The organism is Serratia nevei, from assembly GCF_037948395.1.
Lineage (GTDB): Bacteria > Pseudomonadota > Gammaproteobacteria > Enterobacterales > Enterobacteriaceae > Serratia > Serratia nevei.
The window spans coordinates 5,272,855-5,294,558 of the sequence record NZ_CP149940.1; the positions used below are offsets into that span (position 1 = coordinate 5,272,855).

Consider the following 21,704-nt stretch of genomic DNA (forward strand, 5'->3'; position numbering starts at 1 on the left):
CGCAATCGTTGCACTTTTGCACCATTTCGGTGCCCGCGCCCACCCTTGTTGCACCATAACAGTGCAATTTATCGTTGATGGTGCATACTGTGGCTGGGTAAAACCCGCGCAGAGAGGCGATAAAAGCCTTTTCTAAAAGTTGGCACGCTTTTCGCTTTAGTCTTTTCAAGGCGAAAAAAAGCCAGTTCCACAGATTCGTTCCACGACAACGACAATGATAAACCGGGAGAGTTAAGTATGTCCGCTGAACACGTTTTGACGATGCTGAATGAGCATGAAGTGAAATTCGTAGACCTGCGTTTCACTGACACCAAGGGTAAGGAACAGCACGTGACTATCCCGGCTCACCAGGTAAACGCCGACTTCTTCGAAGAAGGTAAAATGTTTGACGGCTCCTCTATCGGTGGTTGGAAGGGCATCAACGAATCTGACATGGTGCTGATGCCGGACGCCAGCACGGCGGTTCTGGATCCGTTCTTCGAAGAACCTACGCTGATCATTCGCTGCGACATTCTCGAGCCGGGCACCATGCAAGGCTACGATCGCGACCCGCGCTCCATCTCCAAACGCGCCGAAGACTTCCTGCGCTCCTCCGGCATCGCGGATACCGTGCTGTTCGGGCCAGAGCCTGAGTTCTTCCTGTTCGACGACATCCGCTTCGGCAGCAGCATCCGCGGTTCCCACGTGGCCATCGACGACATCGAAGGCGCCTGGAACTCCGGTACAAAATACGACGGCGGCAACAAAGGCCACCGTCCGGCGGTGAAAGGCGGTTACTTCCCGGTTCCACCGGTCGACTCTTCGCAGGATCTGCGTTCCACCATGTGTCTGACCATGGAAGAGATGGGCCTGGTGGTTGAAGCGCACCACCACGAAGTGGCAACCGCCGGTCAGAACGAAGTGGCAACCCGCTTCAACACCATGACCAAGAAAGCCGACGAAATTCAGATCTACAAATACGTGGTGCACAACGTGGCGCACGCCTTCGGCAAAACCGCGACCTTCATGCCGAAGCCTATGTTCGGCGACAACGGTTCCGGCATGCACTGCCACATGTCGCTGTCCAAGAACGGCACCAACCTGTTCGCCGGCGACAAATACGGCGGCCTGTCTGAAACCGCGCTGTTCTACATCGGCGGCATCATCAAGCACGCCAAAGCGATCAACGCCCTGGCCAACCCGACCACCAACTCGTACAAGCGTCTGGTGCCAGGCTACGAAGCGCCGGTGATGCTGGCTTACTCCGCCCGTAACCGCTCCGCGTCCATCCGTATCCCGGTGGTCTCCAGCCCGAAAGCGCGCCGCATCGAAGCCCGCTTCCCGGATCCGGCGGCTAACCCATACCTGTGCTTCGCCGCGCTGCTGATGGCCGGCCTGGACGGCATCATCAACAAGATCCACCCTGGCGACGCCATGGACAAAAACCTGTACGACCTGCCGCCGGAAGAAGAAGCCGAGATCCCAAAAGTGGCCGGCTCGCTGGACGAAGCAATGGCCGCACTGAACGAAGACCGCGAGTTCCTGACCCGCGGCGGCGTGTTCACCGACGATGCGATCGATGCCTACATCGAACTGCGCAAAGAAGAGATGGACCGCGTTCGCATGACGCCACACCCGGTTGAGTTCGAACTGTACTACAGCGTCTAAGCCCTACCCGCGCCGTCTGCACAGGTGGGCGGCGCCCACATTTTTGTTATCGCTTTTTTGTTGCCGTGGAAACTTTCAGCCCATCTTCGGATGGGTTTTTTTCTCCACCGTATTTTCTGCAAAACTATTCCATACCGCGCCGATCCCGGATGGAGTAGGATAGATGCACTAAAAAGGTGCAGGAGTCTGCTGTATGGCAACTGGCAAGCTGCCCGATGCTGGGCAGATCCTCAATTCACTCATCAACAGCATCCTGCTGTTGGATGACTCACTGGCGGTTCACTACGCCAACCCGGCGGCACAGCAGCTGCTGGCGCAAAGCTCCCGCAAGCTGTTCGGCACGCCGCTGCCCGATTTGCTCGGTTATTTTTCGCTGAACGTCTCTTTGATGCGCGAAAGCCTGCGCGCCGGTCAGGGCTTCACCGACAACGAAGTGACCCTGGTAGTCGATGGCCGCGCGCATATCCTTTCCCTGACCGCTCAGGCGCTGCCGGAAGGTTATATCCTCGTCGAGCTGGCGCCGATGGACAATCAGCGCCGCCTGAGCCAGGAACAGCTGCAGCATGCCCAACAGGTGGCGGCTCGCGATCTGGTGCGCGGTTTGGCGCACGAGATTAAGAATCCGCTGGGCGGCCTGCGCGGCGCGGCGCAGCTGCTGGCCAAGGCACTGCCCGATCCGGCGCTGACCGAATACACCAAGGTGATCATTGAGCAGGCCGATCGGTTGCGCAATCTGGTGGATCGCCTGCTCGGCCCACAGCGGCCCGGCCAGCACATTACCCAGAGCATTCATCAGGTCGCGGAGCGCGTCTGCCAGCTGGTGTCGCTGGAAATGCCGGATAACGTCACGCTGGTGCGCGACTACGATCCGAGCCTGCCGGAAATGGCCCACGACCCGGATCAGATTGAACAGGTGCTGCTGAACATCACCCGCAACGCGCTGCAGGCGCTGGGCGAAGCGGGCGGCACCATCACGCTGCGCACCCGCACCGCGTTTCAGATTACGTTGCACGGCACCCGCTACCGCCTGGCGGCGCGCATCGACGTCGAAGACGACGGCCCCGGCGTACCGGCGCAGCTGCAGGACACGCTGTTCTACCCGATGGTCAGCGGCCGTGAAGGCGGTACCGGCCTGGGATTATCCATCGCCCGCAATCTTATCGATCAGCATTGCGGAAAAATTGAATTCAACAGTTGGCCAGGTCATACCGAATTCTCGGTCTACCTGCCCATTCGTCAGTGAGGTTTGCTATGCAACGAGGGATAGTCTGGATCGTCGATGACGATAGCTCCATCCGCTGGGTGCTTGAGCGTGCGCTCACCGGCGCGGGCCTGAGCTGCGCCACCTTCGAAGGCGGCAATGACGTGCTGGAAGCCTTGGCCACGCAAACCCCCGACGTGCTGCTGTCCGATATCCGCATGCCGGGTATAGACGGCCTGGCGCTGCTCAAGCAGATCAAACAGCGCCATCCGATGCTGCCGGTGATCATCATGACCGCGCATTCGGATTTGGACGCCGCCGTCAGCGCCTATCAGCAAGGGGCCTTCGACTACCTGCCGAAGCCGTTCGACATCGACGAAGCGGTGGCGCTGGTCGAGCGCGCCATCAGCCATTATCAGGAGCAGCAGCAGCCGGTGCGCAGCCAGCCGGCCAGCGATCCGGCGGCGGACATCATCGGCGAAGCGCCGGCGATGCAGGACGTGTTTCGCATCATCGGCCGGCTGTCGCGTTCGTCGATCAGCGTGTTGATCAACGGCGAATCCGGCACCGGCAAGGAATTGGTGGCGCATGCGCTGCACCGCCACAGCCCGCGCGCCAAGTCGCCGTTCATCGCCCTGAACATGGCCGCCATCCCCAAGGATCTGATCGAGTCGGAGCTGTTCGGCCACGAGAAAGGCGCCTTCACCGGCGCGAACCAAATCCGTCAGGGCCGCTTTGAACAGGCCGACGGCGGCACGCTGTTCCTCGACGAGATCGGCGATATGCCGCTCGACGTGCAAACGCGCCTGCTGCGGGTGCTGGCGGACGGCCAGTTCTACCGGGTCGGCGGCTATGCGCCGGTGAAGGTCGACGTGCGCATCATCGCCGCCACGCACCAGAACCTGGAGCTGCGGGTGCAGGAAGGCAAGTTCCGCGAGGATCTGTTCCACCGCCTGAACGTGATCCGCGTACACCTGCCGCCGCTGCGCGAGCGCCGTGAAGACATCCCGCGGCTGGCGCGCCACTTCCTGCAGATCGCCGCCAAAGAGTTAGGCGTCGAGGCCAAGAACCTGCACCCGGAAACCGAAACCGCGCTGACCCGCCTGCCCTGGCCGGGCAACGTGCGCCAGCTGGAGAACACCTGCCGCTGGCTGACGGTGATGGCCGCCGGGCAGGAAGTGCTGATCCAGGATCTGCCGGGTGAGCTGTTCGAAACCGCCGCGCCGGAAAGCCCCAGCCACAGTTTGCCGGACAGTTGGGCCACGCTGCTGGCGCAGTGGGCCGATCGCGCGCTGCGTTCCGGTCATCAAAACCTGCTGTCGGAAGCGCAGCCGGAAATGGAGCGCACGCTGCTCACCACCGCGCTGCGCCACACTCAGGGGCACAAACAGGAAGCCGCGCGCCTGCTGGGCTGGGGGCGCAATACCCTGACCCGCAAGCTCAAAGAGCTGGGCATGGAATAGGAGCGGGATGGATGATGAAAAACGCAGTCCAGCGCACAAAAAAACGCCAATCGCAGGCTTTACAGCCGGTGCGGGCGCAGTATGATCGTGTCGCACACTCTGGAGGTTGACGATGCTGGACTCTTTCATCGTATTCATTTCTCAGGGCGCGGAGCTGGGCTCCGCTGCCAGTCACACCCCGCAGGCGACGGTTGCCGCGGTGTTGTGCGCCGCGCTGATTAACTTCTTCAGTTAAAAAAACAGCCGCATCAGCGGCTGTTTTTTCATCCTCAAATCACCCGTGAGAATTGCTGGCTGCGCGCCTGTTGCCGCAGATAGCGGTCAAAACACATGCAGATATTGCGGATCAGCAAGCGCCCGCGCGGCGTGACGCGGATGCCCTGCTCGTCCCGCTCCACCAGCCCATCGCGTTCAAACGGCGCCAGCAGCTGCAGGTCTTCGGCGAAGTAAGCGGTAAAGTCGATGCCGTATTGCCGTTCGAGCGGCTGATACGCCAACCGGAAATTGCAGATCAGGGTTTTGATCAGATCGCGCCGCAGGCAATCGTCGTCCGTCAACGCCAGCCCGCGCCACAGCGCATTACCCTGCGCCTGTACGCTGTCATAGTAATGCTTCAGCTCTTTCTGGTTCTGCGCATAGCTGTCGCCTAGCATGCTGATGGCCGACACGCCCAGCCCCAGCAGATCGCTGTCGCCCTGGGTGGTGTAGCCCTGGAAATTGCGGTGCAGCTTGCCTTCGCGTTGGGCGATTGCCAGCTCGTCGTCCGGGCGCGCAAAGTGATCCATGCCGATGAACTGATAGCCGGCGCCGGTCAAGAAAGCGATGCTCTGCTGCAGGATATCCAGCTTCTGCTGCGCGCCCGGCAGATCGGCGTCTTTGATTTTGCGCTGGGCGGCGAACAAGTTCGGCATATGCGCGTAGTTGAACACGCTGAGGCGATCGGGATTCAGCTCAGCCACCCGCTGCAGCGTGAAAGCGAAGCTTTCCGGCGTCTGTTTCGGCAGACCGTAGATCAGATCGATATTGGTCGAGCGGAAGCCCAGCGCTTTGGCCCGCTCAATCAGGGCGAAGATAAAGGCCTCGTCCTGCTCGCGGTTGACCAACTGCTGCACCTGCTTGTTGAAATCCTGCACCCCCATGCTCAGACGGTTAAAGCCTTCTGCACGTAAATGATCGAGCACATCCAGCTCTATCTCGCGCGGATCGACCTCGATCGACATCTCCGCATCGGGCAGGAAATCAAAGTGTTCGCGCAGCAACGCCACCAGCCGGCTGATTTGCGCTTTATCCAGGTAGGTCGGCGTACCGCCGCCCCAGTGCATCTGGCCGACCTTACGGCCGGCGAACAGCGGCGCACGGCTGGCGATCTCTTGCGCCAAAACGTTCAGGTATTCGTCGGCCTTGTGCGTCTGGCGCGTCACCAGCTTGTTGCAGCCGCAGAAGTAGCACAGCTTATGGCAGAAAGGGATATGCACGTACAGCGACAGCGGCCGCTCAGGGTAGCGCGCAGCGGCGCGTTGAAACGCCGCTTCGTCGTAGCGCTGGTTAAACTCCAGCGCCGTGGGGTATGAGGTATAACGCGGCCCTGAGTAGTTATATTTTTGGATCAGGGCCAAATCCCAGACAATCGTCTGCTCTGACATGCTCACTCCTTCCGATATCTTTTTCTACCGGGCCGGGAGAGGGGCGGTTGTCTGCGCTGTCTGGCCACGGAAGCGCTGCGAAAACGCGCTTTGCGCTTAGACAGCCGCCATAGTTTACCGAATAACCACAGCAGATAACACATCAAGAGTAGGGCTATTGTCGGGATTAGCCACATAGCGCGTTAAAAGGCGTCTTTCGGATTGCCGCCTTTCAGCAGCTTCAGAATATCTTCCTGCTTCTCTTCTTCTTCGTCGTCGTCTTCGCCCAGTTCGATGCCCAGCACGTCCATCAGCACATCGATGCGATCCAGCGTCTTGTCGACATACGCTTGCTCTTCCGCGTTCAGCGTTTCGCCGTCGTCGATGCGATCCAGCAGCGCGTTCAGGCGCTCGTCATTTTCCAGCTTCGCCAGCTCTTCTTCCGGCGACAGGCGCGGTTTCGCTTCGGCCTTTGGTTTCGGCTGCGGTTTGGCCTTCACTTTGGTCTCGTCGACCACCAGCGCAACCGGCACTTTACTGCCGATACGCGGATCTTTGGCTGCCGCCGCCGATTTGTTTTTCTGGCTGCCGGACTCGACCTGGGTGCGCGAACCGGAAGCGAGGCCACGGCGCTTTTTCAGGCGTTTGCGCTCGCGCGCTTCCTGATCGAGCTCCATACGGCTTTTCTTTTTCGTTTTTGACTTCGCCGCGCTGCCGCGAGGTGCTTTTGATGGCTGGTTCATAGCGTGTGCTCTTAGGTATGTAGATTCAGTATAGAATTGCGGCGGAATCTAGCAGAAAGCGGACAAAGAAAAAAGGCGGCAGGTTAAACCTGCCGCCTATTTCGCACCTTCTCGCGAAGGGTATTCCTGTTACGCGCTCCTTGCGTACATGCAACATCCCGGTTTTTCCCTCTGCTATAACCGCATTCCCTGCCACTACGTCCTTCATCCTGAAAGAAAAATCGTCCATGGCGCAATCCATTCGCATCCGCTCTTCCCGAGCGCGCTTCCTGCGGGCATCCAAATTGCCGATACTTCACCATCCGATGTGCCTGCCGCCTATTCCGGTGCGAAAGGGTCACTTCCTTTTGCGTTCATCCTGGCACTCATTGCACGCCCTGTGCGTTCCCTGAGATTTGTCATCCTTCCCGGATGTTCCCTAATCCTGCGCAACCCTGCGTTAACGACTACTTTACGTTATTGTTGCGAAGGCTCAAGGCACCTGACACCGTTTTGGATGACATTTCCCTACAACGAAAAAACAACATGTTGTTTTTAAAATAAAAACAGAAATATCACTTTCGAATAAAGCGACATTACCCGCGATTCGAATGGCAAATGTCTCACAACCTACGCGCGGCATAACTGTCGTTTTATCGCGTCCCACCGCTTAAAAACCGAGAAACACGCCATTTTTACCGCTGATGCAGTTATAATCGCCAACCAGTTAGCCATCCTCACGGAGACGAAAAATTTTGACCAGCAAGAACTACAACTATCATGTGACCCATTTCGTCACCAGCGCACCCGATATTCGCCATCTGCCGGGGGATGCAGGAATTGAAGTCGCCTTTGCCGGCCGTTCCAACGCCGGGAAATCCAGCGCGCTGAATACCCTGACCAACCAAAAAAGCCTGGCGCGCACCAGTAAGACACCGGGGCGCACCCAGCTGATCAACCTGTTCGAAGTGGAAGACGGCATCCGCCTGGTCGACCTGCCGGGTTACGGCTACGCCGAAGTGCCGGAAGAGATGAAGCGCAAATGGCAGCGCGCGCTGGGCGAATACCTGCAGATGCGCAACAGCCTGAAAGGCCTGGTGGTGCTGATGGATATCCGCCATCCGCTGAAAGATCTCGACCAGCAGATGATCCAGTGGGCGGTCGACGTCGGCACCCCGGTGCTGGTGCTGCTGACCAAGGCCGACAAACTGGCCTCCGGCGCACGCAAGGCGCAGCTCAATATGGTGCGTGAAGCGGTGCTGCCGTTTATGGGGGATATCCAGGTTGAAGCCTTCTCGTCGCTGAAGAAGATCGGCGTCGACAAGCTGCGCCAGAAGCTGGATACCTGGTTTAACGAGATCCCGCCGGAAGTGCTGCCGGAAGACGAAGCCGGCGAATAAGCCCAGGCTGAACGCCAGAGCCGATGCCTCACCGCATCGGCTTTTTTATGCCCGCAGTTCAGCCACAGGCGGGATTTTTTGTTATCTAATTACAGTTCTGAAATAAAGCCATCATAAAAACTTATCGCCAGGCAGGCTGATCTCACCAAATCACGGCGTTGAGGGAGCGGGAGCGGGAACGAAAAACGGTGCGAAGAGATAGGAAAAAAGTATGGTTTGCTGCTGTTTTTACAATAAAAAACGCCCCAGTCAATACTGACTGGGGCGGCTAAATATTCAGCCAAATCCGATTACGTGAAGTAAAAGGTCTGAAAGATAGAACATCTTACCTCTGTACCCTACGCCTGTAACTCTACATCATTTTTTCACAGGGCAAAAGAATTTTTTGTAGTTTACTTACACAATTTGCGGCGCAAGAACGGCGAAGTTGGGGAAACTATCGCCGCATCTTGTAGCTTAATTACGAAAAATGCTTAGGTTCTCGCCAGTTAGCACATCCGGCGATAAACCGGCGATCAGTGCGCCTCATCCCAGTTCATGCCGACGCCCACGTCGACCTTCAACGGCACCGCCAGCGTCATGCTGCCCTCCATCAATTGGCGGATACGTTGGCTGGCTTCTTCGATCACCGACTCGTGCACCTCAAACACCAATTCATCGTGCACCTGCATGATCGCGCGCACCAGCGGCTTCTCCTGCCCTTGCAGCCAGGCGTCGACCTCGATCATCGCACGCTTGATAATATCGGCCGCCGTGCCCTGCATCGGGGCGTTGATGGCGGCACGCTCGGCCGCCTTGCGGCGCATGGCGTTGCTGGAGCGGACGTCCGGCAGATACAGGCGGCGCCCATCCAGCGTGCTGACATAGCCCTGTTCGGAAGCCTGCTGGCGGGTACGCTCCATGTAGTCCAGCACGCCCGGGTAACGCTCGAAGTACAGATCCATATAGCGCTGGGCTTCCCCACGCGGGATCCCCAGCTGACGCGCCAGGCCGAAGGCGCTCATGCCGTAAATCAGACCGAAGTTAATCGCCTTGGCGCTGCGGCGCTGTTCGCCGGTCACTTTATCCAACGGCACGCCGAAGACTTCCGACGCCGTGGCGCGGTGAATGTCTTTCCCTTCGGCGAAGGCCTTCAGCAGCCCTTCATCCTGTGACAGATGCGCCATGATGCGCAGCTCGATCTGCGAGTAGTCGGCCGCGACGATGCGGTAACCTTCCGGCGCGATAAAGGCCTGGCGAATGCGTCGCCCTTCGTCGTTGCGCACCGGGATGTTCTGCAGGTTCGGATCGCTCGAGGAGAGACGCCCGGTCGCGGTCACCGCCTGATGATACGAAGTATGCACCCGGCCGCTGACCGGATTGATCATCAGCGGCAGCTTGTCGGTATAGGTGGTCTTCAGCTTCGCCAGGCCGCGGTATTCCAGGATCACCTTCGGCAGCGGGTAGTCCAGCGCCAGCTCGGCCAGCACTTCTTCGTTAGTGGAGGGCGCCCCGCCCGGGGTTTTCTTCAGCACCGGCAGCTTTTGTTTTTCGTACAAGATAGCCTGCAGCTGCTTGGTCGACGCCAGGTTGAACGGCTCTTCCGCCAGCTCATGGGCCTGCGCCTCCAGTTCCGCCAGACGCTTGGCCAGCTCCTGGGAGTGGGCCGACAAAATGGCCGGATCGATCAGCACCCCGGTGCGTTCAATATGCGAGAGCACCGGCAGCAGCGGCATTTCAATCTCGTTGAACACCGTCAGCAGCTCTGCGCTCTGCTTCAGCTGCGGCCACATCGCCAGGTGCAGCTGCAGCGTGACATCCGCGTCTTCGGCAGCGTAAGGCGCCGCCTGCTCCAGGGCGATCTGGTTGAACGTCAGCTGGTTCTTGCCCTTGCCGGCGATTTCTTCGAAGGTGATGGTTTTGTGGCCCAGATAACGATCGGCCAGGCTGTCCATATCATGACGGCCGCCGACGCTGTCCAGCACATAGGACTCCAGCATGGTGTCGTAGGCGATACCACGCATCTCAATGCCGTAGCGCGCCAGCAGGCTCATATCGAACTTCAGGTTTTGCCCGACCTTCAGCGCTTTATCGTCCTCCAGCAGCGGCTTGAGCGCTTCCAGCACGTAGGCGCGATCCAGCTGTGGCGGGGCATCCAGATAATCGTGCGCCACCGGCAAATAAGCCGCTTCGCCCGGTGCTATCGCGAAGGACAGGCCGATCAGGTTGGCGGTCAGGGTATCCAGGCCGTCGGTTTCGGTATCGAAGGCAAACACGTCGGCCTTTTTCAGCCGCGCCAGCCAGTCGGTAAAGGTCGCTTCATCCAGGATAGTGACATACCCCTCCTGGGACAGCTTGGCCTCCGCCAGCGCCTTCGGCGCTTCCGCCGCGGCGGCCGGTTTGGCGGCGCCGGCAGCTTTCGCACCCGCGCCTTTCTTGTTTTCCAGCCATACGCCGGCTTCCACGTCCGCCAACCAGCGTTTGAACTCGTACTGTTTGAACAGCTGTTGCAGCGTATCGACATCCGGCTCGGACACCGTCAGCTCAGCGCAGGTCAGATCCAGCTCGACGTCGGTTTTGATCGTCGCCAGCTTATAGGAGAGATACGCGACCTCTTTATTCTGCTCCAGCTTGGCCGCCATGGTTTTGGCACCGCGGAAGCTCAGCGTGGCGATGCTCTCCAGATTGCCGTACAAAGCATCCAGCCCACCGATGCCCTGCAGCAACGCCTGGGCGGTTTTCTCGCCCACGCCCGGCACGCCGGGAATGTTGTCCGATGAATCGCCCATCAACGCCAGGAAGTCGATGATCAGCTCCGGCGGAATACCGTACTTGTCGCACACTTCCTGCGGGCCGAGGATCGTGTTGTTCATGGTGTTGATCAGGGTGACGTTCGGTGTCACCAGCTGCGCCATGTCTTTGTCGCCGGTGCTGATCAGCACCGCGTGGCCGGCCTTTTCGGCCTCCAGCGCCAGCGTACCGATAACGTCGTCCGCCTCAACGCCGGGCGTCACCAGCAGCGGCAGGCCCATCGCCTTGACCATGCTGTGCAACGGCTCGATCTGCGCTCGCAGATCGTCCGGCATCGGCGGCCGGTGCGACTTGTATTCGGCGAACAGCTCATCGCGGAAAGTCTTCCCTTTGGCATCAAACACCACGGCAACGTGGCTCGGTTGATACTGCAGCAACAGGCTGCGCAGCATATTCAGCACGCCGTACATCGCGCCGGTCGGCTCGCCCGCCGAGTTAGTCAGCGGCGGGAAGGCGTGATAAGCGCGGTAGAGGTAGGAGGAACCGTCAACCAGGATTAGTGGGTTTTCTGCAATCTGGGCCATAGCGTTTCTTTATCGTGATCGGACATAGGGGTAAGCATGCCATAGCTGGCCGCCGGAGACGAACCTTAGCGTGCATTACGGACGAAAATGATGTGATGGTGCGTGAGGATCCGCAAGATCTTACCTGTGGATAACTTTGTGCATAGAAAAGAGACCGAATTATAACGCTCCGATTATCGTTATAACGGCGAATAAAATTCCTATTTAAATCACCGCGTTAAAAGAACGAATTCCGGCGACGCTTTATTACTGGCTTTTATTGGATTTGTGGATATAACTTTCGCCGGATTTTAATCGCACTATTAATCAAATTCGGCGCCTCAATTACCCTAGCACAAGCTGGGAAAGTTGCACGAAAACTCAGCAAATGGTTATCCGATGAGACGAAAAACAGTCATTTTTAGCGGCGCTTTACCCCGGCGATTTCTGTTAAAATATGTTTTTGTTCATGCGCTTCGGCATGCAACGATGTTCTCAACAACCGTCAGCCCATAACCATGCCAAGATTGTTAACGCCTGTTATCTTTATCATTTCCGTCATACTCACGATTCTGGTGACGGTGTTGTGCTCCATCCCCATCACGCTGGCCGGCATCGTGAAACTCCTGGTGCCCATTCCCGCCGTTTGGCGATATATCTCGGCTTTTGCCGATTTCATGATGTGGTGCTGGTGTCAGGGGCTGGCGCTGTTATTGCGCATTAACGGGCAATTACGTTGGGATATTGAAGGGCTGGAGGGGCTGGATCGAAAAAACTGGTATCTGCTGATCAGCAACCACGAAAGTTGGTCGGACATTGTCGTATTGTGCGTGCTGTTCAGAAATCATATTCCAATGAATAAGTACTTCCTCAAGCAACAGTTAGCCTGGGTGCCTTTTGTCGGTCTGGCCTGTTGGGCGCTGGACATGCCATTCATGAAGCGTTACTCCCGCGCCTATTTACTCAAGCATCCGGAGAAACGCGGCAAGGATATCGAAACGACGCGCCGTTCCTGCGAAAAATTCCGTCAGCGTCCAACCACCATCGTCAATTTCGTCGAGGGTTCGCGCTTCACGGAAGCCAAGAAAATTAAAAGCAATTCGCCGTATCGCAATTTGCTGGCGCCCAAAGCCGCCGGCATTGCGTTTACGCTCAGCGCACTGGGCAATCAGTTCGACAAAGTGTTGAACGTTACCCTGCTCTATCCGGAAAATAACCAACGGCCCTTTATGGATATGCTGTGTGGGCGGCTGACGCGTATCGTGGTAAGAATAGAAACGCTGCCGATCGATGAAACCCTGCACGGGGACTACTTCAACGACAAACAGTTCAAGCGGCGCTTCCAGCTGTGGCTGAATACGCTGTGGCAGGAAAAAGATCGGTTGCTGGATAAATTGAAGCGGCAATACGGGTAAAAAAAACGCCGGCAATGCCGGCGTTTTTCATGCTGAATCAGGCTTATTTCTGCTGGCTAAGGAATTTAACCACGTCGGCGAACTGCTTCACGTACGCGTCCATCGAGCTGGTGTCCAGGCCATCGTTTTTAACCATGTATTTGCCGTTCACGAATACCGCCGGCACACCGCGCAGCTGCAGATCTTCCGCGGCTTTCTCCTGTTGAACCACCAGAGATTTCACCACGAAGCTGTTCCAGGCCGCGTCATAATCAGCGGCGGTCACGCCCGCTTTCACGAAGACGTTACGGATATCGTCCGGCGTTTGCACGGTCTGGGTTTTCTGTACCGCTTCAAACATCAGCGGGCTTACTTTGTCTTCCACGCCCAGCGCCATCGCAACCGCCCATGCCTGAGTCAGCTGTTTGCCCAACGGCCCCAGGAACTCCACGTGGTACTTGGTCATTTTGGTGCCGGCAGGCAAGGCCTTCTTCACGTTTTCAGACACGTGATAGACCTGCTCGAACTGGTAGCAGTGCGGGCAGTAGAAGGAGAAGAACTCCAGCACCTGCGGCTCGCCGGTCACCGGCTTGTCCAGGGTCACGTACTGAGCGCCATCGCTAAACTGTGCCGCCGAGGCACTGAATGCCATCACCATGCCAACGAGCGCCAACCATATTTTTTTCATAAGACTAAACTCTCCATTGTGTTAAAGCTTCAATACATTGGCGTCAGCTGCAGAGGAGGCTCCTGCAACAGCTTAACCTGTTCGGTGAAGGCCGCAGTCTGAGACAACCAGAAATCAGACTCCGCCATCCACGGAAAACTCTTAGGAAAGGCCGGATCCTGCCAACGGCGGGCGACCCAGGCCAGGTAATACACCATGCGCATCGCCCGCAGCGGCTCGATCAACGCCAACTCGCGCTGATCGAACTCGGCAAATTCACCGTACGCCTCCAGCAAGACGTCCAACTGCATCAGTTGATCGCGGCGTTCGCCGTGCAGCAGCATCCACAAGTCCTGCACCGCAGGGCCATTACGTGCGTCATCAAGATCGACGAACAGCGGGCCGTCGCGCCACAGAATATTGCCCGGATGGCAATCACCGTGCAAACGGCGCGGCTGCCAGTTCAGATGCCAGTGCGGCTTAATCGCCGCGATCAGGTTATCCGTCGCCTGCAGGAACCCCTCACGCTGCGCTGCCGGCAACAGCTCGCAACCGGCCAACACCTGACGCGGGGCGGTGAGATACTCTTCAACCCCCATCGTCGGCCGCTCGGCGAACAAACGCTCACCACCGACCTGATGGATACGCCCCAAGAAACGACCCACCCATTCCAACTGATCCAGGTTGTCTATCTCGTACTGCCGCCCGCCCACGCTGGGGAACAGGGTAAAGAAGAACCCAGCGTGCGTATGCAGCGTAGCGCCTTGCAACGCCAACGGCGCTACCGCCGGGATCTCCGCCTTCGCCAGATCCAGAGCGAACTGGTGCTCCTCACCGATCTGCGCAGCGCTCCAGCGCTCCGGGCGGTAAAACTTCACCACGTAGCGCCGGCGATCTTCGTCCATAAACTGATAGACGCGGTTCTCGTAGCTGTTCAGCGCCGTCAGACCGGAGTCGACGCGCAGGCCAACCCCTTCTAGCGCGTCCATAATCAAGTCGGGCGACAGAGTGTCGAAATTAAAAGCAGAGTTATTCATAACGTTCGTTTGATCGCTGACAGCACGGTGCCGGGAATGAGAAATAGTAGCATTAATGGCGCGTTTCACGAGCTATGCTTTCTCGCACCGCACGAAGGTCAGTCCTTAATAACCCCGCGAGCGCGCAACAGCGCCGTTTTAAAATCTTCTTCGTAATCTTTCTTCAGGCCCGGGATCTGATCCGTGCCGGCGCTGCCGCGCATTTTCAGGTGGTAAATAAGAATATCATCGCTCAGCTCGGACAACTCGCCCTGGAAGCCCGCTTCCTTCGCCAGTTTTTGCAAAAACTGCATCAAATTGAGATCGGGATCTTCCTGCCAGGCCGGGTGCAACAGCTCGATCAACTCGTTTACGCGATGCGTTTTCATCTCAATATCGTCCAATAGCATGAATAAACTCACAAAGTAACAGGCTTACCCACGCAGTGAAAGAACCGGCTTGTCAATAAAGGTAAATCCTGATGTCACGCCGGCTTTAGCGCTACAATCAGCGCATCGACAAGGCGGGATAAACGAGATGCATAAAGAAATCAGCGGCGTAATTTTGGCCGGCGGGCGAGCCACGCGCATGGGCGGTGAGGATAAAGGCCTGGTGTCGATTGGCGGTATCGCACTCTATCAGTATGTTCTGGCCCGGTTACGGCCGCAGGTGGCTTCCGTCGCCATCAGCGCCAACCGCAATCAGGCACGCTACCAGGCGAGCGGTTTGCCGGTGATTGGCGATCTGACGCCCGATTTCGCCGGGCCGTTGGCCGGGATGCTCGCCGGGCTCAAGCAATCTCCCAACGAGTGGGTGGCCTTCGTCCCTTGTGACGTCCCCGACTTTCCCGCCGACTTAGTCGCGCAGCTATGGCAGCAAAAAGGCGCAGCGCCAGCGGCCTTTGCCAGCGATGGTGAACGAGATCACCCTACGCTGGCGTTATTGCATACCCAAACAGCGCCGCAGCTGGCTGACTATCTGGCGCAGGGTGAACGTAAGCTGATGCTGTTCTTGCATCAGATCGGCGCACAACGCGTGGTGTTCAGTGGGCAACAAGCGGCATTTCATAACCTGAATACGCCGGAAGACTGCCGGAATTGGCAGCAAGCACGCGAGCTAAAGAAATGAATCGTTCATTGCCCCCCTTGCTGGCCATCGGTGCCTATAGCGGAACGGGAAAAACCACCCTGCTCAAACAGCTGATCCCGATGCTGAAACAGCGCCAGGTGAGGGTTGGGTTGATAAAGCATACGCATCATGACATGGATGTGGATACGCCGGGCAAAGACAGCTATGAGCTGCGCAAAGCGGGTGCCGACCAAACGCTGGTCGCCAGCGATCGCCGCTGGGCATTAATGACCGAAACGCCGGAACAACAACCTTTGGACCTGCGCTACCTGGCAGAACGTTTTGATGCCGATAAGGTCGATTTGATTCTGGTGGAAGGGTTCAAACATGAGCCGGTCAGCAAGATCCTGCTTTATCGGGCCGAGATCGGCAGACCGTTGGAAGGCATGCTGGATCAGTTTGTCGTGGCGGTAGCCAGCGATCGGCCGCTATCCATCGCGGCTAAGCAATTGGATCTCAATCAACCGGAAAGCATCGCCGATTTTATTGTCGAGTGGTTGAACGGCGCAGCGTAGCTGCGCTTTTTTGCATTTTACGCATAGCAAAAAGCCCTGAACTGATGTTCAGGGCTTTCGGCTTTGTTTGATGCCTGGCAGTGTCCTACTCTCGCATGGGGAGACCCCACACTACCATCGGCGCTACGGCGTTTCACTTCTGAGTTCGGCATGGGGTCAGGTGGGACCACCGCGCTATTGCCGCCAGGCAAATTCTGTTTCATTCCAACCGCGCCACTCTCGTGTCGCCATCAGAACCAATCTGTAAACAAGCTGAATATTGTCTTGGTCTCACCAAAACACCTTCGGTGTTGTAAGGTTAAGCCTCACGGATCATTAGTACTGGTTAGCTCAATGCATCGCTGCACTTACACACCCAGCCTATCAACGTCTTAGTCTTAAACGTTCCTTCAGGGGCCTTGAAGGCCCAGGGAAGACTCATCTTGAGGCAAGTTTCGCGCTTAGATGCTTTCAGCGCTTATCTTTTCCGCACTTAGCTACCGGGCAATGCCATTGGCATGACAACCCGAACACCAGTGGTGCGTTCACTCCGGTCCTCTCGTACTAGGAGCAACCCCTCTCAATCTTCCAACGCCCACGGCAGATAGGGACCGAACTGTCTCACGACGTTCTAAACCCAGCTCGCGTACCACTTTAAATGGCGAACAGCCATACCCTTGGGACCTACTTCAGCCCCAGGATGTGATGAGCCGACATCGAGGTGCCAAACACCGCCGTCGATATGAACTCTTGGGCGGTATCAGCCTGTTATCCCCGGAGTACCTTTTATCCGTTGAGCGATGGCCCTTCCATTCAGAACCACCGGATCACTAAGACCTACTTTCGTACCTGCTCGAGCCGTCACTCTCGCAGTCAAGCTAGCTTATGCCTTTGCACTAACCTCACGATGTCCGACCGTGATTAGCTAACCTTCGTGCTCCTCCGTTACTCTTTGGGAGGAGACCGCCCCAGTCAAACTACCCACCAGACACTGTCCTCACCCCAGATTATGGGGCCGAGTTAGAACATCAAACATTAAAGGGTGGTATTTCAAGGATGGCTCCACGCAGACTGGCGTCCACGCTTCAAAGCCTCCCACCTATCCTACACATCAAGGCTCAATGTTCAGTGTCAAGCTATAGTAAAGGTTCACGGGGTCTTTCCGTCTTGCCGCGGGTACACTGCATCTTCACAGCGAGTTCAATTTCACTGAGTCTCGGGTGGAGACAGCCTGGCCATCATTACGCCATTCGTGCAGGTCGGAACTTACCCGACAAGGAATTTCGCTACCTTAGGACCGTTATAGTTACGGCCGCCGTTTACTGGGGCTTCGATCAAGAGCTTCGCCTTGCGGCTGACCCCATCAATTAACCTTCCAGCACCGGGCAGGCGTCACACCGTATACGTCCACTTTCGTGTTTGCACAGTGCTGTGTTTTTATTAAACAGTTGCAGCCAGCTGGTATCTTCGACTGGCTTCAGCTCCATCCGCGAAGGACTTCACCTACATGCCAGCGTGCCTTCTCCCGAAGTTACGGCACCATTTTGCCTAGTTCCTTCACCCGAGTTCTCTCAAGCGCCTTGGTATTCTCTACCTGACCACCTGTGTCGGTTTGGGGTACGATTTAATGTTACCTAGAGCTTAGAGGCTTTTCCTGGAAGCAGGGCATCAACTACTTCTGCACCGTAGTGCATCGTCATCACGCCTCAGGGTTAGTATGCAACCGGATTTACCAGGTCACACCCCCTACACGCTTAAACCGGGACAACCGTCGCCCGGCTAGCCTAGCCTTCTCCGTCCCCCCTTCGCAGTAACACCAAGTACAGGAATATTAACCTGTTTCCCATCGACTACGCTTTTCAGCCTCGCCTTAGGGGTCGACTCACCCTGCCCCGATTAACGTTGGACAGGAACCCTTGGTCTTCCGGCGAGCGGGCTTTTCACCCGCTTTATCGTTACTTATGTCAGCATTCGCACTTCTGATACCTCCAGCAACCCTCACAGGCCACCTTCAACGGCTTACAGAACGCTCCCCTACCCAACAACGCTAAGCGTCGCTGCCGCAGCTTCGGTGCATGGTTTAGCCCCGTTACATCTTCCGCGCAGGCCGACTCGACCAGTGAGCTATTACGCTTTCTTTAAATGATGGCTGCTTCTAAGCCAACATCCTGGCTGTCTATGCCTTCCCACATCGTTTCCCACTTAACCATGACTTTGGGACCTTAGCTGGCGGTCTGGGTTGTTTCCCTCTTCACGACGGACGTTAGCACCCGCCGTGTGTCTCCCGTGATAACATTCTTCGGTATTCGGAGTTTGCATCGGTTTGGTAAGCCGGGATGGCCCCCTAGCCGAAACAGTGCTCTACCCCCGAAGATGAGTTCACGAGGCGCTACCTAAATAGCTTTCGGGGAGAACCAGCTATCTCCCGGTTTGATTGGCCTTTCACCCCCAGCCACAAGTCATCCGCTAATTTTTCAACATTAGTCGGTTCGGTCCTCCAGTTAGTGTTACCCAACCTTCAACCTGCCCATGGCTAGATCACCGGGTTTCGGGTCTATACCTTGCAACTAATCGCCCAGTTAAGACTCGGTTTCCCTACGGCTCCCCTATACGGTTAACCTTGCTACAAAATATAAGTCGCTGACCCATTATACAAAAGGTACGCAGTCACACCACGAAGGTGCTCCCACTGCTTGTACGTACACGGTTTCAGGTTCTATTTCACTCCCCTCGCCGGGGTTCTTTTCGCCTTTCCCTCACGGTACTGGTTCACTATCGGTCAGTCAGGAGTATTTAGCCTTGGAGGATGGTCCCCCCATATTCAGACAGGATGTCACGTGTCCCGCCCTACTCATCGAACTCACGACCTGTGCATTTTAGTGTACGGGGCTATCACCCTTTGCTGCGCGACTTTCCAGACGCTTCCACTAACACACAAGCCGATTCAGGTTCTGGGCTCCTCCCCGTTCGCTCGCCGCTACTGGGGGAATCTCGGTTGATTTCTTTTCCTCGGGGTACTTAGATGTTTCAGTTCCCCCGGTTCGCCTCATGCCACTATGTATTCATGACATGATAGTGTGTCGAAACACACTGGGTTTCCCCATTCGGGTATCGCCGGTTGTAACGGTTCATATCACCTTACCGACGCTTTTCGCAGATTAGCACGCCCTTCATCGCCTCTGACTGCCTAGGCATCCACCGTGTACGCTTAGTCACTTAACCTCACAACCCGAAGATGTTTCCATCGTTCGCGCTGCAAACATTTGAGAGACTCTATGACAGGTTACTCTTTATCCCAGTACATCTACGGAGGGATAAATTTCAGCCGTCATGTTTCAATTTTCAGCTTGTTCCAGATTGTTAAAGAGCAATATCTTAAACATGACTCGCAAGTCATCTTTAAGATTTTTTCGGTTATCGCTAACCGGTGATAATGTCTTTCACTCATTATCGGAATGGCGTCCCCAAGGGGATTCGAACCCCTGTTACAGCCGTGAAAGGGCAGTGTCCTAGGCCTCTAGACGATGGGGACACGAAAATCCGATTAAACTGAATAACTTAATCGGTTCGTATCAGCATGAATAACTCATGGCATCAACAGGTAGCGCTTTGCTCGTTACTTTTTCATCAGACAATCTGTGTGAGCACGCCACTCGAATCAATATCTTTAGGTAAGGAGGTGATCCAACCGCAGGTTCCCCTACGGTTACCTTGTTACGACTTCACCCCAGTCATGAATCACAAAGTGGTAAGCGCCCTCCCGAAGGTTAAGCTACCTACTTCTTTTGCAACCCACTCCCATGGTGTGACGGGCGGTGTGTACAAGGCCCGGGAACGTATTCACCGTAGCATTCTGATCTACGATTACTAGCGATTCCGACTTCATGGAGTCGAGTTGCAGACTCCAATCCGGACTACGACATACTTTATGAGGTCCGCTTGCTCTCGCGAGGTCGCTTCTCTTTGTATATGCCATTGTAGCACGTGTGTAGCCCTACTCGTAAGGGCCATGATGACTTGACGTCATCCCCACCTTCCTCCAGTTTATCACTGGCAGTCTCCTTTGAGTTCCCGGCCGAACCGCTGGCAACAAAGGATAAGGGTTGCGCTCGTTGCGGGACTTAACCCAACATTTCACAACACGAGCTGACGACAGCCATGCAGCACCTGTCTCAGAGTTCCCGAAGGCACCAATCCATCTCTGGAAAGTTCTCTGGATGTCAAGAGTAGGTAAGGTTCTTCGCGTTGCATCGAATTAAACCACATGCTCCACCGCTTGTGCGGGCCCCCGTCAATTCATTTGAGTTTTAACCTTGCGGCCGTACTCCCCAGGCGGTCGATTTAACGCGTTAGCTCCGGAAGCCACGCCTCAAGGGCACAACCTCCAAATCGACATCGTTTACAGCGTGGACTACCAGGGTATCTAATCCTGTTTGCTCCCCACGCTTTCGCACCTGAGCGTCAGTCTTCGTCCAGGGGGCCGCCTTCGCCACCGGTATTCCTCCAGATCTCTACGCATTTCACCGCTACACCTGGAATTCTACCCCCCTCTACGAGACTCTAGCTTGCCAGTTTCAAATGCAGTTCCCAGGTTGAGCCCGGGGATTTCACATCTGACTTAACAAACCGCCTGCGTGCGCTTTACGCCCAGTAATTCCGATTAACGCTTGCACCCTCCGTATTACCGCGGCTGCTGGCACGGAGTTAGCCGGTGCTTCTTCTGCGAGTAACGTCAATTGATGAGCGTATTAAGCTCACCACCTTCCTCCTCGCTGAAAGTGCTTTACAACCCGAAGGCCTTCTTCACACACGCGGCATGGCTGCATCAGGCTTGCGCCCATTGTGCAATATTCCCCACTGCTGCCTCCCGTAGGAGTCTGGACCGTGTCTCAGTTCCAGTGTGGCTGGTCATCCTCTCAGACCAGCTAGGGATCGTCGCCTAGGTGAGCCATTACCCCACCTACTAGCTAATCCCATCTGGGCACATCTGATGGCAAGAGGCCCGAAGGTCCCCCTCTTTGGTCTTGCGACGTTATGCGGTATTAGCTACCGTTTCCAGTAGTTATCCCCCTCCATCAGGCAGTTTCCCAGACATTACTCACCCGTCCGCCGCTCGTCACCCAGAGAGCAAGCTCTCTTGTGCTACCGCTCGACTTGCATGTGTTAAGCCTGCCGCCAGCGTTCAATCTGAGCCATGATCAAACTCTTCAATTAAAAGCTTGATTTGCTTCCACTCGAGAAGCGATGCTCAAAGATTTACTGCATGAATTTTACTTCAGTTAGTCACTCTTCAAGACTTGATATTTTTTTGCATCCGAAGATGCTGGATATCGTCTTGTGGAGTGCCCACACAGATTGTCTGATAAATTGTTAAAGAGCAGTGAGTTAGGCGCTTTCGCTTGCTAACTCGAGGTGGCGTATATTACGCTTTTCACCCGGAGAGTCAAGCGTTTATTTCGCTTTTCTCTCGCTGACCCGGCGGCTTGTCAGTCGTTGTTCCCGGTCAGTGGAGGCGCATTATAGGGAGTTCTCGGCGGGCCGCAACCCCTAATTGCAAAAAACTTTTCAAGCGCGCTTTTTTTCAACAAAAGGGCGAAAAAGCGACGAATTTATGTCACTTTTTCCGGCAAACAGCCATAAAAGCTGGCGATCACTGG

At 56.2% G+C, this 21,704-nt stretch carries 14 protein-coding genes, 1 tRNA gene and 3 rRNA genes; 8 read left to right on the top strand and 10 right to left on the bottom strand.

The window, feature by feature from the left end; genetic code table 11:
• The first annotated feature begins 237 nt into the window (after positions 1–237).
• The 4 genes from glnA to V8N38_RS25165 all read left to right on the top strand — a co-directional run bounded on the left by glnA (position 238) and on the right by V8N38_RS25165 (position 4,546).
• Positions 238–1,647 carry a glutamate--ammonia ligase gene (glnA, locus tag V8N38_RS25150; RefSeq protein WP_019452181.1) on the top strand — a complete coding sequence of 470 codons (1,410 nt, stop codon included), beginning with the start codon at positions 238–240 and terminating at the stop codon, positions 1,645–1,647.
• A gap of 193 nt (positions 1,648–1,840) precedes the next feature.
• Positions 1,841–2,890, top strand: a complete 1,050-nt coding sequence (gene glnL, locus V8N38_RS25155) for a nitrogen regulation protein NR(II) (RefSeq protein WP_004931246.1) — start codon at positions 1,841–1,843, stop codon at positions 2,888–2,890.
• 8 nt (positions 2,891–2,898) lie between these two features.
• Positions 2,899–4,311, top strand: coding sequence for a nitrogen regulation protein NR(I) (glnG, locus tag V8N38_RS25160; protein WP_015379452.1), 1,413 nt, complete (start codon positions 2,899–2,901; stop codon positions 4,309–4,311).
• Between the two features lie 112 nt (positions 4,312–4,423).
• A complete protein-coding gene (locus V8N38_RS25165) occupies positions 4,424–4,546 on the top strand; it encodes a YshB family small membrane protein (protein ID WP_147840648.1) in 123 nt (40 codons plus the stop codon).
• 34 nt (positions 4,547–4,580) lie between these two features.
• Here the strand turns inward: V8N38_RS25165 and hemN are convergent, their stop codons facing one another.
• Both hemN and yihI read right to left on the bottom strand, forming a co-directional pair.
• Positions 4,581–5,954, bottom strand: a complete 1,374-nt coding sequence (gene hemN, locus V8N38_RS25170) for an oxygen-independent coproporphyrinogen III oxidase (RefSeq protein WP_087762530.1) — start codon at positions 5,952–5,954, stop codon at positions 4,581–4,583.
• Positions 5,955–6,136: 182 nt separating this feature from the next.
• A complete protein-coding gene (gene yihI / locus V8N38_RS25175) occupies positions 6,137–6,676 on the bottom strand; it encodes a Der GTPase-activating protein YihI (RefSeq protein ID WP_071890410.1) in 540 nt (179 codons plus the stop codon).
• A gap of 734 nt (positions 6,677–7,410) precedes the next feature.
• Here yihI and yihA point away from each other — a divergent pair.
• Positions 7,411–8,055, top strand: a complete 645-nt coding sequence (yihA, locus tag V8N38_RS25180) for a ribosome biogenesis GTP-binding protein YihA/YsxC (protein ID WP_019452177.1) — start codon at positions 7,411–7,413, stop codon at positions 8,053–8,055.
• Between the two features lie 515 nt (positions 8,056–8,570).
• Here the strand turns inward: yihA and polA are convergent.
• Positions 8,571–11,369, bottom strand: coding sequence for a DNA polymerase I (gene polA / locus V8N38_RS25185; RefSeq protein WP_049270887.1), 2,799 nt, complete (start codon positions 11,367–11,369; stop codon positions 8,571–8,573).
• Positions 11,370–11,866: 497 nt separating this feature from the next.
• Between polA and V8N38_RS25190 the strand changes: the two genes are divergently transcribed.
• Complete coding sequence (locus tag V8N38_RS25190; protein ID WP_015379457.1) at positions 11,867–12,763, top strand: acyltransferase; 897 nt, start codon at positions 11,867–11,869, stop codon at positions 12,761–12,763.
• A gap of 43 nt (positions 12,764–12,806) precedes the next feature.
• On the opposite strand, the gene dsbA is transcribed toward V8N38_RS25190, so the two are convergent.
• From dsbA to V8N38_RS25205, 3 genes are all read right to left on the bottom strand, one after another.
• On the bottom strand, positions 12,807–13,430 hold the full coding sequence (gene dsbA, locus V8N38_RS25195) for a thiol:disulfide interchange protein DsbA (RefSeq protein WP_004931264.1): 624 nt from the start codon (positions 13,428–13,430) through the stop codon (positions 12,807–12,809).
• 29 nt (positions 13,431–13,459) lie between these two features.
• Entirely contained in the window at positions 13,460–14,446 is a 987-nt protein-coding gene (locus V8N38_RS25200) for a serine/threonine protein kinase (protein WP_084827033.1), read from the bottom strand.
• Between the two features lie 98 nt (positions 14,447–14,544).
• Positions 14,545–14,814: a YihD family protein gene (locus tag V8N38_RS25205; RefSeq protein ID WP_004931268.1), complete on the bottom strand. Its 270-nt coding sequence runs from the start codon at positions 14,812–14,814 to the stop codon at positions 14,545–14,547.
• A gap of 148 nt (positions 14,815–14,962) precedes the next feature.
• On the opposite strand from V8N38_RS25205, the gene mobA reads away from it, so the two are divergent.
• Positions 14,963–15,553, top strand: coding sequence for a molybdenum cofactor guanylyltransferase MobA (gene mobA / locus V8N38_RS25210; protein ID WP_147840647.1), 591 nt, complete (start codon positions 14,963–14,965; stop codon positions 15,551–15,553).
• Positions 15,550–16,068: a molybdopterin-guanine dinucleotide biosynthesis protein MobB gene (gene mobB, locus V8N38_RS25215; RefSeq protein ID WP_060425412.1), complete on the top strand. Its 519-nt coding sequence runs from the start codon at positions 15,550–15,552 to the stop codon at positions 16,066–16,068. Before mobA ends, mobB begins: the two co-directional genes overlap by 4 nt.
• Before the next feature lie 72 nt (positions 16,069–16,140).
• On the opposite strand, the gene rrf is transcribed toward mobB, so the two are convergent.
• The 4 genes from rrf to V8N38_RS25235 form a co-directional block, all read right to left on the bottom strand.
• A 5S ribosomal RNA gene (gene rrf / locus V8N38_RS25220) occupies positions 16,141–16,256 on the bottom strand.
• Between the two features lie 106 nt (positions 16,257–16,362).
• Positions 16,363–19,269, bottom strand: a 23S ribosomal RNA gene (locus tag V8N38_RS25225).
• A gap of 234 nt (positions 19,270–19,503) precedes the next feature.
• A tRNA-Glu gene (locus V8N38_RS25230) sits at positions 19,504–19,579 on the bottom strand.
• A gap of 140 nt (positions 19,580–19,719) precedes the next feature.
• Positions 19,720–21,261, bottom strand: a 16S ribosomal RNA gene (locus tag V8N38_RS25235).
• The 16S, 23S and 5S rRNA genes sit together here with 1 tRNA gene alongside, the layout of an rRNA operon.
• Positions 21,262–21,704: the final 443 nt, after the last annotated feature.

Bases quoted from the DNA above. Each gene is read 5' to 3' on its own strand.
- V8N38_RS25200 (WP_084827033.1), bottom strand. From the start codon at position 14,446: ATGAATAACTCTGCTTTTAATTTCGACACTCTGTCGCCCGACTTGATT.
- yihI (WP_071890410.1), bottom strand. From the start codon at position 6,676: ATGAACCAGCCATCAAAAGCACCTCGCGGCAGCGCGGCGAAGTCAAAA.
- V8N38_RS25190 (WP_015379457.1), top strand. From the start codon at position 11,867: ATGCCAAGATTGTTAACGCCTGTTATCTTTATCATTTCCGTCATACTC.
- mobA (WP_147840647.1), top strand. From the start codon at position 14,963: ATGCATAAAGAAATCAGCGGCGTAATTTTGGCCGGCGGGCGAGCCACG.
- V8N38_RS25205 (WP_004931268.1), bottom strand. From the start codon at position 14,814: ATGAAAACGCATCGCGTAAACGAGTTGATCGAGCTGTTGCACCCGGCC.
- hemN (WP_087762530.1), bottom strand. From the start codon at position 5,954: ATGTCAGAGCAGACGATTGTCTGGGATTTGGCCCTGATCCAAAAATAT.
- V8N38_RS25165 (WP_147840648.1), top strand. From the start codon at position 4,424: ATGCTGGACTCTTTCATCGTATTCATTTCTCAGGGCGCGGAGCTGGGC.
- polA (WP_049270887.1), bottom strand. From the start codon at position 11,369: ATGGCCCAGATTGCAGAAAACCCACTAATCCTGGTTGACGGTTCCTCC.
- glnG (WP_015379452.1), top strand. From the start codon at position 2,899: ATGCAACGAGGGATAGTCTGGATCGTCGATGACGATAGCTCCATCCGC.
- mobB (WP_060425412.1), top strand. From the start codon at position 15,550: ATGAATCGTTCATTGCCCCCCTTGCTGGCCATCGGTGCCTATAGCGGA.
- dsbA (WP_004931264.1), bottom strand. From the start codon at position 13,430: ATGAAAAAAATATGGTTGGCGCTCGTTGGCATGGTGATGGCATTCAGT.
- glnA (WP_019452181.1), top strand. From the start codon at position 238: ATGTCCGCTGAACACGTTTTGACGATGCTGAATGAGCATGAAGTGAAA.
- glnL (WP_004931246.1), top strand. From the start codon at position 1,841: ATGGCAACTGGCAAGCTGCCCGATGCTGGGCAGATCCTCAATTCACTC.